This window comes from Janibacter hoylei PVAS-1 (assembly GCF_004025845.1).
GTDB lineage: Bacteria > Actinomycetota > Actinomycetes > Actinomycetales > Dermatophilaceae > Janibacter > Janibacter hoylei.
Genome location: NZ_PIPF01000007.1, coordinates 261,673 through 273,863 on the forward strand (window position 1 = coordinate 261,673; position 12,191 = coordinate 273,863).

Sequence of the window (12,191 nt, forward strand, 5' to 3'; positions counted from 1 at the left end):
TGCGTGACGCCCTTGGGGTCCGCGTGACGCGCTCGGCACCCGCCCCGGTGCCCGTGACGACCGTGCATCTGCGAGCATGCGGAGCATGAGCGCCGAGCAGACCAAGGACCCCGTCGCCGAGCAGATCCGATCCGTCCTCGACGGTCGGTGGGAGGCCATCCGGCAGCAGCTGCGCGCGGACCCGCGCTTCCCGGTCGCCGAGCCCGACCTGCGGCTCGACCTCGAGGCGCACCGGGCGCGCACCCTCGAGCTCGTCACCGCACTCACCGACAGCGAGCTCGTCCGGGCGACCCTGCCGGTCGACCTCGGTGGCACGGGTGACGTCGGGGCCTCGGTCACCGGGCTGGAGATGATCGGCCACGGCGACCTGTCGGTCTTCGTCAAGGCGGGCGTGCAGTTCGGTCTCTTCGGCGGGGCCATCGCCAACCTCGGCACCGAGCGCCACCACCGCGAGTACCTGCCCGGCATGGCCGACCTGTCGCTGCCCGGGTGCTTCGCGATGACCGAGACCGGCCACGGCTCCGACGTGCAGTCGATCCTCACCACCGCGACCTACGACCCCGCGACCGACGAGCTGGTCGTCCACTCCCCTTCGCCCGCCGCCCGCAAGGACTACATCGGTGGTGCCGCGCGCGATGCCCGGCTCGCAGCGGTCTTCGCCCAGCTCGTCGTCGGCGAGGAGCAGCACGGCGTGCACTGCGTCCTCGTCCCCCTGCGCGACGAGGCGGGGCAGCCGATGCCCGGCGTGACGATCGGCGACTGCGGGGCCAAGCTCGGGCTCAAGGGGGTCGACAACGGCCGGCTGATGTTCGACCAGGTCCGTGTGCCGCGGGCCAACCTGCTCAACAAGTACGGCGACATCGACGACCAGGGCCGTTACTCCTCGCCCATCGAGAGCGTCAACCGGCGCTTCTTCACCATGCTGGGCACCCTCGTGCGCGGCCGGGTGACGGTCGCCGCCGGCGCGGGTGCGGCCACCCGCAGCGCCCTGACCCTCGCGGTGCGCTACGGACTGCAGCGCACGCAGTTCACCTACCCCGACGGCGAGCACGAGGTCGTCGTCATGGACTACCGGGCCCACCAGCGCAAGCTCCTGCCCCGGCTCGCGAAGTCCTACGCGCTGGCCTTCGCGCAAAACGCGCTGACCGGCAAGCTCGCCGACATCAACACCGGCGAGATCACCGACGAGTCGTCGCAGCGCGAGCTCGAGGCACGCGCCGCCGGCCTCAAGGCGATCACCACCGAGCACGCCAACGACACCATCCAGGCCTGCCGCGAGGCGTGCGGCGGGGCCGGCTACATGGCGCTCAACCGCTTCGCCGACCTCAAGGCCGACACCGACGTCTTCGCGACCTTCGAGGGCGACAACACGGTGCTGCTGCAGCTGCTCGCCAAGGGCATGCTCACCGACTACAAGAGCGACTTCCAGGAGCTCGACACCCGTGGCGCGATCCTCTTCGGGGCCCGGCAGGTGACGACCTCGGTCATCGAGCACACCATCGGCGGGTCGATCATCCAGCGGCTGATCTCCGGCGCGCCGGGCAAGGACGGCGACAACGCCCTCGAGGACCGCGGCGGTCAGCTCGCCTTCTTCGAGGACCGGGAGTCGCACCTCACCGAGACGCTCGCGATGCGCCTGCGTCGCGCCGGCGAGGAGGGCGCCGACTCCTTCCGCGTCTTCAACGAGGCGCAGGACCACCTGCTCGAGTCGGCCCGCGCGCACATCGACCGGATCGCGCTCGAGGCCTTCGTCACCGCGATCGAGGAGGCCCCCGACGGGCCCGGACGGGACCTGCTCAACCTCGTGTGCGACCTCTTCGTCTTCAGCACCGTCGAGGCCAACCGCGCGTGGTTCATCGAGCACGGCCGGCTGAGCGCCAGCCAGTCCAAGGCGGTCGTCGCCCGGGTCAACGAGCTGTGTGGCCAGCTGCGCCCCCACGCGGGGACGCTCATCTCCGGCTTCGGCATCCCCGACTCGTGGCTGACGACCGAGATGATGTCGGACCTGGCCAGTTTCTAGCGCGACCGGGGCCACGCCACGGCCGCGCCGCTCACCGCCCGCGGGCGACGCGCCCTTCGTCCCAGACCGGGCCGTCGCTCTCGCGCACCCGACCGTCGGCCCCGTAGACGAGGAAGCGGTCGAAGCCGCGCGCGAACCACCGGTCGTGGGTCACCGCGAGGACCGTGCCCTCGAAGGCGGCCAGACCCTCCTCGAGCGCCTCCGCGGACTCGACGTCGAGGTTGTCGGTCGGCTCGTCGAGCAGGAGGAGCGTCGCCCCGGACAGCTCGAGCAGCAGGATCTGGAAGCGCGCCTGCTGCCCGCCGGACAGCGACTCGAAGGTCTGCTCCCCCGCGTGCGCGAGCTCGTAGCGGTCGAGGACCCGGCTGGCCGCCTCGCGGCCCAGGCCCGACCGGTGATCGTCGCCGCGGTGGAGGATCGCCAGCAGGGTGCGGCCGATGAGCTCGGGGTGCTCATGGGTCTGGACGAACCACCCCGGGCGCACCCGCGCTCCGAGCCTCGCCCGGCCGGTGTGCGCCACGGGCGCGATGACCGCCTCGCCGACCGGCAGGTTGTCCACCTCGGGGTCGCTGCCACCGGCGGCGAGCAGCCGCAGGAAGTGCGACTTGCCCGAGCCGTTGGAGCCGAGCACCGCGACCCGTTCGCCGTACCAGACCTCGAGGTCGAAGGGCTGCATGAGCCCGGTGAGCTCGAGCCGCTCGCAGATGACGGCGCGCTTGCCGGTGCGGCCGCCGTGCAGCCGCATCGTCACCCTCTGCTCGCGTGGCTGCTCGGTGGGTGGCCCGTCGGCCTCGAAGCGCTCCAGCCGGGTCCGCGCCGACTGGTAGCGGGTGGCCATGTCGGAGTTGTACTTGGCTTTTTGCTTGTACATGAGCACGAGCGCCTTGAGCTTGGCGTGCTCCTCGTCCCACCGCTTGCGCAGCTCCTCGAAGCGGGCGAAGCGCTCCTGCCGCGCCTCGTGGTAGGTCCCGAACCCACCGGGGTGGGTCCACACGCGGTTGCCCGCGCTGCCCAGCTCGACGGTGACGACGCGGGTGGCGGTGTTGGCGAGCAGCTCGCGGTCGTGACTGATGTAGAGGATCGTCTTGTCGCTGGCCCGGATCTGCTCCTCCATCCAGATCTTGCCGGGGACGTCGAGGTAGTTGTCCGGCTCGTCGAGGAGCAGCACCTCGTCGGGTCCGCGGAGCAGGTACTCGAGGACGAGCCGCTTCTGCTCGCCGCCGGAGAGGGTGCTCAGTTCCCGGTACTTGCACCGCTCGAAGGGCACGCCCAGCGCGGCCGTCGTGCACACGTCCCACACGACCTCCTGGTCGTAGCCACCGGCGTCCACGTAGTCGGTGAGGGCCGTGGCGTAGCGCATCTGCGTGCGCTCGTCCTCGGTCTCCATGAGGGCCAGCTCGAGCCGGTCGACCTCCGCCGCCGCATCGCGGACCGGCTGCGGAGAGACCGACATGAGCAGGTCGGCGACGGTGGGCGCCTCCCCCAGGCCGGCGCCGACGTGCTGGCGCATCACACCGAGACCACCGCTGCGGGCGACGGATCCCGCGTGCGGGGTCAGCTCGCCGGTGACGATGCGCAGCAGCGTCGTCTTGCCGGCGCCGTTGGCCCCGACGAGCGCGACCTTGGCCCCCTCACCGACGCGGAAGGAGACCTCGTCGAGCAGCACCCGCCCGTCCGAGAGCTCGTACCTGACACCGGCGACGTCGACATGTCCCACGAAGGGGGATCCTCCCCGATCCGCCCGGTGTCACCAACCGCATTTCGGCCCCCACGCTCCCTGAGGAGCGAGGCGTCTGCGGCCGGCCGTCTCGAAGGGCTGGTCCCTGAGGAGGCCGCCCGCGGCCGTCTCGAAGGGCCGGTCCCTGATGAGGCCGCCCGCGGCCGTCTCGAAGGGCCGGTCCCTGAGGAGGCCGCCCGCGGCCGTCTCGAAGGGTCAGCGCACCTCGAGGATGCGGTGCTCCTTGATCGACATGACGAGCGCGATGATCCAGCCGATGACGGTCCAGCCGAGGAGCAGGTTGACCCAGTTTACGGACCACGCGTTGCGGTTGCCGCGCACGGCCGCGATGGCCCACGGGAGCATGTAGCCGGCGGAGAGGATGGCGACGATGATCGCCACCGGGGCGCTGACGACTCGGGTCTTCTGGTCGGTGACGATGCGTGGCATGGCCCCAGCCTAGGCTCAGAGCCTGATCGTCCCCTCCACGAGCGAGACGACTGCGCCGCCGACCCGCACCTCGCCGTCGTCAGCAGCCGTCAGCGACAGCACCCCCGCCCGACCGATGCACCCACCCTGCGTGACGCTCCAGCGGTGCGGGACCTCCCCTTCGCCCGCGAGCCACTGGGCGATGCCGGCGTTGAGGCTGCCGGTCACGGGGTCCTCGCCGACGCCGAGGCCCGGGACGAAGGCCCGCGTCTCGTAGAGGTGCTCGCCGCCGTCCTCGTGCCAGCCGATGACCCCGACCTTGGCGTCGGGGGCGCGCGACCAGTCCGGCTTGAGAGCCCGCACCTGCTCGGCGGAGCGCAGCCGCACCGCGGCCCAGCCCGGGCCGTTGTCGACCCACTGGTGTCCGACGACGTCGGCGCGGGTGATCCCCAGAGCCGCGACGAGCCGGTCGAGATCGGCGTCGTCCAACGGCCCCGTGCGCACGAGCGGCGGTGCGGTGAAGGCGAGCTCGCTCCCGGCGCGGTGGACGTCGACGAGACCGGCGCCGCACTCCTGGACGACGCGGTCGGCCTGCCGTGGGGTGCCGCCGTGGGCCAGCCAGGCGTGCGCGGTCCCGAGCGTCGGGTGCCCGGCGAAGGGGAGCTCGCCGCCGGGGGTCATGATGCGCACCCGGTAGTCGGCCTCGGGCGTCGTCGGCGGGAGGACGAAGGTGGTCTCGGACAAATTGGTCCACCGCGCGACGTCCTGCAGCGCCGCATCGTCGAGCCCTTCGGCGTCGAGGACGACGGCAAGCGGGTTGCCGGCGTAGGGCCGGGAGCCGAAGACGTCGACCTGGGCGAAGGCACGGGAGCGGGGCATCGCGGTCCTCTCGTCGGGGTGGCCCCATCCTCCCCGGCCGGGTCCCGCCCGACATCATGGGGGCATGGCCGCCGACCCCGTGTACCTCGACCACAACGCGACGACGCCCATCGCCCGCCAGGTCGCCGAGGCGATGTGGCCGCACCTCACCGAGGACTTCGGCAACCCGTCGAGCGCCTCGGTGCAGGGTCGGCGAGCCCGGGCGGCGCTCGACCGGGCCCGCGAGCAGGTCGCCGCCCTCGTCTGCGCGCACCCGGACGAGATCGTCTTCACCTCTGGCGGCACCGAGGCCAACAACATCGCGATCCGGGGCGCCGCTCGGCACCTCGCGACCCGGGTGGCCGTCACGTCGTGCGTCGAGCACCCGGCGACGGCCGCACCCCTGGCGCACCTGCGGGAGCACCACGGCTGGCGGGTGCACGAGCTGCCGGTCGACGGCGAGTGCCGGGTGCGCCTGGAGGAGCTGCCCACCGGGGCGATCGGGCTCGGCACGCTGATCCTCGCGCACAACGAGACCGGCGCGCTCCAGCCCGTCGCCGACCTCGCCGAGCGGGTCCACGCCGCCGGTGGGCTGGTCCACGCCGACGCAGCCCAGGCGGTCGGCAAGGTGCCGGTCGACGTCGCGGACCTCGGCGTCGACCTGCTGTCGATCGCCGGGCACAAGCTCTACGGACCGAAGGGGGTCGGTGCCCTCTTCGTGCGGCGAGGCACCCGCGTCGCGCCGGTCGTCGTCGGCGCCGGTCAGGAAGGGGGCCTGCGCCCGGGGACGGAAAATGTCGCGCTCATCGTCGGTCTCGGGGTCGCCGCCGACCTCGCCGCGGGCCTGCTCGTCGCCGAGGCCGATCGACAGATCGCCCTGCGAGAGACGTTGTGGCACAGCCTTGCCCGTGCCGTGCCGGGGCTGGTCCGGGTGTCGCCCGAGCAGGGCTGCCTGCCCAACACCCTCATGGTGGCGCTGCCCGGTCGCGTGGGAGCCGAGGCCCTCGAGACCGTCCCCGAGATCGCAGCGTCGACCGGCAGCGCCTGCCACGCGGGCGTGCACTCCCCGGGCGCCGCGCTGCTCGCCATGGGGCTCGACGCCGACACTGCCCTCGGGGCGCTGCGCCTGTCCCTCGGGCGGTCGACGAGCTCCGCCGACGTCGACCGCGCCGTGCCCGCCCTCGTCAGCGCGCTCACCGGGCGGCCGGCATGAGCTCGGCACCGGCCTGGCTGGGTCCGGTGGTGCGCTCGTACCGGATCACGCCCGCGGTCTACGACCTCGTGCTGCTCAGCGCCGTCCCCCTCGCGCTGCTCGTCGGGGCCGTGGTCTTCGGGGACCGGGACGAGCTGCCCATCCTGCTCGTGGCCACGGCCCTCGTCGGTCTCGTCGCCTTCGGGTGGATCGCGTGGTCGCTGTCGTCCTTCCTCCACCTGCACGCCCACGGGGTGCGTATCGGCCGCCACCTCGGCACGGTGCGGGCGATCCCCTTCGGCTCGATCGACCCGGCCTCGATCGCCACGTACACCGACATCTCCACCGCGATCGGGATGCGGCGGATGGTCCCGTCCCGGTGGCACGTCTTCCCGGCCTCGGGCGCCGCGGTTTCCTTCGTCGGGCCCTCCCCGACGACCGAAGGGGGTCCCGGCTACGTCCCGCCTCCGGTCCCCGGTGACGGGTTCGTCGTCTTCGCGTCGTCGCGGGCCCCGGAGATCGATGCCGAGCTGCGCCGGGCGCTCGTGGCCCATGGCGTGCCGGCAGAGCTCGCGTGGTGGTCCGGGCGTCAGGGGCCCTTCCCGCTGAGCGGGCTGGCCGTCGCGGCGCGCTGCTCGATGCCCGGCTACCTGCCGACCTGGCGCCCCTGAGGTCGACTCAGGGGCCCACCGGTGCGAGCTGCCAGAGGGAGGTGACCTCGGCCCGGCGTGCCTCGTGCAGGGCGTCTCGGGCATCACTGGTGCGCCCGTGCCGCGGCACCGTGTCGAGGCGCTGGACCACCTGCAGCCCGGCGTCGGCGACCCAGCCGAGCAGGTCGTCGCGGCTGCGCAGGCCGAGGCGCTCGGCGATGTCGGAGATGACGAGCCAGCCCTGGCCGCCCGGCTCGAGGTGCTCGGCCAGACCGGCGAGGAAGCGTCGCAGCATGTCGGACGCCGGGTCGTAGATGCCCACCTCGAGGTCCGAGGTGGGCTCGCCGGGCAGCCACGGCGGGTTGCACACGACGAGGTCGGCACGGCCCGGCGGGTAGAGGTCGGCCTCGACGACGCTGACCCGGTCGGCGACACCAAGCCGAGCGGTGTTGTCCGCGGCGCTGGCGACGGCGCGAGGGTTGATGTCCGTGGCGACGACCCGGTCCACGCCACGCTGGGCGAGGACCGCGGCGAGGACGCCGGTCCCCGTCCCCAGGTCGAAGGCCGTGCCCGGGACAGGGTCCGCCAGAGGGGCATGGGCGACGAGGTCGACGTACTCACCACGGACAGGTGAAAAGACGCCGTAGCCCGGGTGGACGGTGGCGCCGAGGGCCGGGACGTGCACCCCCTTCGTCTGCCACTGGTGGGCGCCGATGACACCGAGGAGCTCTTGCACGGCGACGATCATCGGCCCCTCGCCCACGCCGTAGGCCGCGCGGGCGGCCTCGCCCACGTCCGGCGCCCGGCGCAGGTCCAGCTCGCGGTCGGCGTCGAGCTCGACGACGAGGTGGGCGAGCAGGGTCGCGCGCTCGGTCCGCTGGGCGCGATGACGGGCGAAGGTCACTCGACCGCGCTGACGGCGCGCGGCGCGGCGCTCGATGCGGCGGTCCATGGCCTTCAGCAGCTGGCGGGCGTTGTGGTAGTCCCCACGCCACAGGATCGCGGTGCCGCGCGCGGCCAGGCGCATCGCGGAGTCGGCGGTCAGCGCGTCGTCGGCGACGACGACCTCGGTGGGGGCCGGGGCCCCGCTCTCGGAGTGCCACTCGGCCTGGTTGTCGGTGCCGTGCTCGACCCAGCGGATGGTGTCCATGGTGCGGCGAGTCTACGGCCGCCCTCGTCCGGGACCTGCGACGCCCTGGGGGACGACGAAGGCCCGAGAGGCTGACTGTCGCAGCACCTCGGGCCTTTGGTGTGGTGGACGTAAAGGGACTCGAACCCCTGACCTTTCGCGTGTGAAGCGAACGCTCTAACCAACTGAGCTATACGTCCGTGGTGCTCCCCGAGCCAGCGTCCCGGCCGGGCAACCTGAGCAGAGTACCCGGCCCTCTCCCTTCGGTGCCAATCGGTCCGCCGGCGTCCCTTCGAGACGGCCGCGGGGCGGCCTCCTCAGGGAACGGAGACGGCCGCGGGGCGGCCTCCTCAGGGAACGGAGACGGCCGCGGGGCCGGCCTCCTCAGGGAGCGATGCTGGCCGGCAGGGAGCGAGGGTGGCCGGACCGCGCGATCAGGCCGGCTGGAGACCGGGCACCTGCAGGACGAGCTCTTCGACGGCGTCGGGCGTCCACCCGGGCACACCCGTGATGAGCAAGGCCAGGTAGAAGCACAACCAGCCGAAGGCCGCAGAGAGCAGCAGCATCGGGATCTTCGCCTTCCACGGCAGGGCCCTCGTGTACTGCTCGAAGGCCTTGACCTCGGCCTTGACGAACTGCGTCACGCGGCGGGCCCAGATGAACTCCGTGCTCCACACGAAGAGACCGATGAAGATCACCGCCCAGCCCGGCCCGACGAGCGGGACCATGGGGATGCCGGCGATGATGAGCAGCAGGCCGAGGACCGCGACGACGGCCCGGTAGACCGGCCCGATGACCGGGTTGGTGCGCAGCGTCCGCCGCCACCGGATCGGGTCCTCGTGGGCGTCGATCCGCCCGTTCTCGCCAAAGCGGTCGAGCAGCTCCTGGCGCACGATCGCGTGCTGCTCGTGCCGGATGTCCCGGAAGGAGCGGCGGTTGCCCTGCCGATCCTTGCCCCGCCCGGCGTCCTCGCCGGTGATGTCCACGTCCCCCATGGCGGTCTCCACGGCGCTCAGGGGTTGAGGTCCGCTGCGGACGCGGTCGCGAAGGCCTCACGCACCCGGGTGGTGAGAGGTCCGGGGGCCGGCAGCTCGCGGCCGTCGATCGCGTGGATCGGCTGGACGTCGCGCGTGCTGCTCGTGAGGAAGGCCTCATCGGCGGTCTCGAGCACGGTCATCGGCAGGGTCTCCTCGACGACGTCGATGCCCGCGGCACGGGCGTACTCGATCGTCAGCTCGCGGGTGATGCCCGCGAGGCAGGCGCTGTCGAGCGGCGGCGTGCGCAGCACCCCCTCGACGACGACGAAGATGTTGCTCCCGGTCCCCTCGCACAGCTCGTCACGGTCGTTGGCGAAGATCGCCTCGCTGCCGCCCTTCGCCTTGGCGTGGGCCAGCGCGATGACGTTGTCCGCGTAGGAGGTCGTCTTGAGCCCGGCGGTCGCGGCCCGCGAGTTGCGGGTCCACGGCACGGTCGCCACGGCCGTCGTGTCGGCATAGGGCGCCACCTCCGCCGCGGTGACGATGTAGCTCTGCCCCTGGTCACCCCGGTCGGAGCCGAGCGGCCCCGGCCCCCCGGTGATCGTGTACCGCAGCCGGCCGAAGCCGATCGTCGGTCGGGCAGCGAGCACCGCGTCGACACCCTGCTGCAGCCGTGCCCGGTCGACCGGCGGCAGGCCCAGCCCGGCCAGCGTGCGGTCCATCCGCGCCAGGTGACGGTCGGCGGCGAAGACCTGACCGTCGACGATCTTGCACGTCTCGAAGGCGCCGTCCCCCACGGTGATGCCGTGGTCCAGCGCGGCGAGTGCCGGCTCGTCCGTCCCCACGAGAGCGCCGTTGACCCACACCCTGACCTCGTTGCTCATGTGACCACTCTTCCAGATGCCAGCCCGACGAGGACGTCGGCCTTGAGCTCGCACTCGGCCCACTCCCCTGCGGGATCGGATGCCCACGTGATCCCGGCTCCGGTGCCGAACCGCAGGCGACGGACCCCGTCGGGGTCCACCGTCGCGAAGAACGAGCGGATGCCCACGGCGAGTTCCCCGCACGGGCCGGCGGGGTGGTCCGCGTCGACCCAGCCGATCGCGCCGCAGTACGGGCCCCGCGGGGTCGGCTCGAGGTCGGCGATGGCGGTGAGCGCGCTCGACTTCGGCGCGCCGCTCACCGACCCGGGCGGGAAGGTCGCCGACAGCACGTCGGCCCACGTGATCCCGGGGCGCAGCGTCCCGACGACGTCGCTGACGAGGTGGACCAGGCCCGGGTGCGACTCCGGGGCGCACAGCCGCTCGACGGCGACCGTCCCGGGCTCGCAGACGTGCTGCAGGTCGTTGCGCACCAGGTCGACGATCATGACGTTTTCGGCGACGTCCTTGGTGAGCATCGCCTCGATCGTCGGTGCCGTGCCCTTGATCGGGCTCGAGACCAGTCGTGGGCCCTCACGGGTGAGGTAGCGCTCCGGCGAGGCGGTGACGACGTCGAGCCCGGCGGACGGCACGTGCACGACCCCGGCGAAGGGAGCGGGGTTGCCCCCCGCGAGCACCGCCGCGAGGTCGGGCAGGTGGGCCTCCTCCGGCAGCGGCGTCTCGAGGAGAGTCGTGAGGTTGACCTGGTAGACGGTGCCGGCGGCGATCCGCCGCCGGATCTCCTCGACCCCATCGACATAGCCCCTGCTGTCCAGGGTCGGGCGCCAGCCGGTGGTGCCCGGCCAGCGGCGCGCATCACCCGGAGGCACTCCCCCGTCGTGCCTGCGACCGAAGCGGACGGCCGTCAGCTCACCTTCGAAGGTGACGACGACGGCCCAGCAGCCGCGCTCGAGGTCGCTCGGGTCGTGGGTGACCTCGAGGGGGTCGGACCACGTCGTCGACCCGAAGTGCGCGAACTCCACCCGGTGAGGATAGGGGGTGTCAGCGGGCGTCGAGCCTGGCGATGTCGCGGACGCCGGCGGTACGGCGGAACGACATCTCGACGAGCTCGACGACCTCCTGCACGTCCGTGGCGTCGTCGAGGTCGAGCCCCACCCAGCCGCTCGGGCCGAGGTAGGCGGGGCGATAGCAGCGAGGGTCCTGCAGGAGGGCGCGAGCCTCCTCCTCGTCCGGGAGCACGACGAGCGAGTGCTCGTGCTGCTCGTACTCGCCATCGACCTTGATCGAGCCGCCGAAGTAGGCGAAGACCTTCGTCGTGAAGAAGGCCGGACGACCGTGGCTGATCTTTTCGTCCGCGCCGGGGAAGCCGAGGGCGATCTGGCGCACGAGCAGCAGCAGCGGGTCGTCGTCGTCGAACATCAGCGGGTGGACCATCGACCGAGGCTACGCCCCCGCCAGTCCGATGGACCGGCAATCCGGCGGCAACCTTGACGTCACCTGTGGTGTTGCTGGACGGACCGCCGCTACCTTGGGCGCGGACAGACCCAGGGCCAGCTGAGCACGGCCTCCGGGGTCAGCGTCCGGACGATCCGCGGGCTCGAGCGCGGCGAGATCCTCACCCCGCAGCTCGCCACCCTCCAGCAGCTCGCGCTCGCGCTGCGTCTGGGCCCGCAGGCCCAGGCCGAGTTCATGCACGCGTGGTCCACGCCCCGGGGGGTCGGCCTCGACCAGCTCCTCGTCGACCCGAGCTCGAGCAGATCCAGCAGCTGACGCGCTCTGCCCTCGGCACGTACCGCGTCATCAGCCAGGTGTGGCGCACCCACGTCTCCGCGGACCGTCGGCTGACTCACACCGGCTGCCACAGCGGCATCTCCGCTGTGGCCGACGGGCTCGACCGGGTCTTCAACGTGCAGAGCGGTGACGCCGGGACCTCGGACCGACCTCGAGTTCACCCCGCTGCTCGGCTGCGAGCTCATCAGCCGACGGGTCTTCCCGGAGAGCAACGTCGCCGTCTTCGAGGTCGGGCTCGGCCGGACACTGGCGAAGGGCGAGACGCACGCCTACGCGTACGAGATCGTCGACCGGGGGCCGCTCGAGGGTCGCACCGACTCCGACGGCTTCGTCTGGGGCCCGCCGCACACGGCGCGCCCTCATCGTCTCCGTGGACTTCGAGGTGCCGCCCGCGACCGTGACGCGCATCGAGCGCGCGCCCGGCGCGGACTTCGTCGAGCGCGGTGAGGTCGAGCTCGACCCGCAGAACCGCGCCTCGCTCGTCCTCGAGGACGGCGGCCCCGGAGCCTTCGGCTTCGCCTAGACCTGGTGACCACCCGCCGCCGGT

Annotated in this window: 14 protein-coding genes and 1 tRNA gene; 6 read left to right on the top strand and 9 right to left on the bottom strand. The window is 72.6% G+C overall.

All coding sequences use genetic code 11. The features are described from left to right. Window positions 1–85: 85 nt before the first annotated feature. Complete coding sequence (locus CWN80_RS08145) at window positions 86–2,020, top strand: acyl-CoA dehydrogenase family protein (protein WP_051987791.1); 1,935 nt, start codon at window positions 86–88, stop codon at window positions 2,018–2,020. Window positions 2,021–2,051: 31 nt separating this feature from the next. Here CWN80_RS08145 and CWN80_RS08150 read toward each other — a convergent pair whose 3' ends face one another. From CWN80_RS08150 to CWN80_RS08160, 3 genes are all read right to left on the bottom strand, one after another. After that, window positions 2,052–3,737, bottom strand: a complete 1,686-nt coding sequence (locus CWN80_RS08150) for an ABC-F family ATP-binding cassette domain-containing protein (protein ID WP_007924189.1) — start codon at window positions 3,735–3,737, stop codon at window positions 2,052–2,054. Between the two features lie 216 nt (window positions 3,738–3,953). Next, window positions 3,954–4,187, bottom strand: coding sequence for a superinfection immunity protein (locus CWN80_RS08155; RefSeq protein WP_007924188.1), 234 nt, complete (start codon window positions 4,185–4,187; stop codon window positions 3,954–3,956). A gap of 15 nt (window positions 4,188–4,202) precedes the next feature. Next, the gene (locus CWN80_RS08160; RefSeq protein WP_128277112.1) at window positions 4,203–5,045 is read right to left on the bottom strand and encodes a PhzF family phenazine biosynthesis protein; all 843 of its coding nucleotides are present in this window, start codon (window positions 5,043–5,045) and stop codon (window positions 4,203–4,205) included. Between the two features lie 64 nt (window positions 5,046–5,109). Between CWN80_RS08160 and CWN80_RS08165 the strand changes: the two genes are divergently transcribed. Together CWN80_RS08165 and CWN80_RS08170 are read left to right on the top strand one after the other, a co-directional pair. Next, window positions 5,110–6,237: a cysteine desulfurase family protein gene (locus CWN80_RS08165; protein WP_007925041.1), complete on the top strand. Its 1,128-nt coding sequence runs from the start codon at window positions 5,110–5,112 to the stop codon at window positions 6,235–6,237. After that, a complete protein-coding gene (locus tag CWN80_RS08170; protein WP_007925043.1) occupies window positions 6,234–6,887 on the top strand; it encodes a hypothetical protein in 654 nt (217 codons plus the stop codon). Before CWN80_RS08165 ends, CWN80_RS08170 begins: the two co-directional genes overlap by 4 nt. Window positions 6,888–6,894: 7 nt before the next feature. Here the strand turns inward: CWN80_RS08170 and CWN80_RS08175 are convergent, their stop codons facing one another. The 6 genes from CWN80_RS08175 to CWN80_RS08200 all read right to left on the bottom strand — a co-directional run bounded on the left by CWN80_RS08175 (window position 6,895) and on the right by CWN80_RS08200 (window position 11,287). Beyond that, window positions 6,895–8,016 carry a methyltransferase gene (locus tag CWN80_RS08175; protein WP_007925045.1) on the bottom strand — a complete coding sequence of 374 codons (1,122 nt, stop codon included), beginning with the start codon at window positions 8,014–8,016 and terminating at the stop codon, window positions 6,895–6,897. Window positions 8,017–8,118: 102 nt separating this feature from the next. Next, a tRNA-Val gene (locus tag CWN80_RS08180) sits at window positions 8,119–8,195 on the bottom strand. Between the two features lie 234 nt (window positions 8,196–8,429). After that, on the bottom strand, window positions 8,430–8,990 hold the full coding sequence (locus tag CWN80_RS08185) for a PGPGW domain-containing protein (protein ID WP_007925047.1): 561 nt from the start codon (window positions 8,988–8,990) through the stop codon (window positions 8,430–8,432). Window positions 8,991–9,007: 17 nt separating this feature from the next. Beyond that, window positions 9,008–9,856 carry an aminotransferase class IV gene (locus tag CWN80_RS08190; RefSeq protein WP_007925049.1) on the bottom strand — a complete coding sequence of 283 codons (849 nt, stop codon included), beginning with the start codon at window positions 9,854–9,856 and terminating at the stop codon, window positions 9,008–9,010. Continuing rightward, complete coding sequence (locus CWN80_RS08195) at window positions 9,853–10,875, bottom strand: chorismate-binding protein (RefSeq protein ID WP_128277113.1); 1,023 nt, start codon at window positions 10,873–10,875, stop codon at window positions 9,853–9,855. Before CWN80_RS08195 ends, CWN80_RS08190 begins: the two co-directional genes overlap by 4 nt. Window positions 10,876–10,894: 19 nt before the next feature. Next, on the bottom strand, window positions 10,895–11,287 hold the full coding sequence (locus CWN80_RS08200) for an MmcQ/YjbR family DNA-binding protein (RefSeq protein ID WP_040880679.1): 393 nt from the start codon (window positions 11,285–11,287) through the stop codon (window positions 10,895–10,897). A gap of 120 nt (window positions 11,288–11,407) precedes the next feature. On the opposite strand from CWN80_RS08200, the gene CWN80_RS16095 reads away from it, so the two are divergent. The 3 genes from CWN80_RS16095 to CWN80_RS15965 all read left to right on the top strand — a co-directional run bounded on the left by CWN80_RS16095 (window position 11,408) and on the right by CWN80_RS15965 (window position 12,167). Then, window positions 11,408–11,623: a hypothetical protein gene (locus CWN80_RS16095; protein ID WP_420319493.1), complete on the top strand. Its 216-nt coding sequence runs from the start codon at window positions 11,408–11,410 to the stop codon at window positions 11,621–11,623. A 147-nt stretch (window positions 11,624–11,770) separates the two neighbouring features. Next, window positions 11,771–12,091: a hypothetical protein gene (locus tag CWN80_RS08210; RefSeq protein ID WP_007925056.1), complete on the top strand. Its 321-nt coding sequence runs from the start codon at window positions 11,771–11,773 to the stop codon at window positions 12,089–12,091. Beyond that, a complete protein-coding gene (locus CWN80_RS15965) occupies window positions 12,042–12,167 on the top strand; it encodes a hypothetical protein (protein ID WP_272948434.1) in 126 nt (41 codons plus the stop codon). The genes CWN80_RS08210 and CWN80_RS15965 overlap by 50 nt, the downstream gene beginning before the upstream one ends. Window positions 12,168–12,191 lie beyond the last annotated feature (24 nt).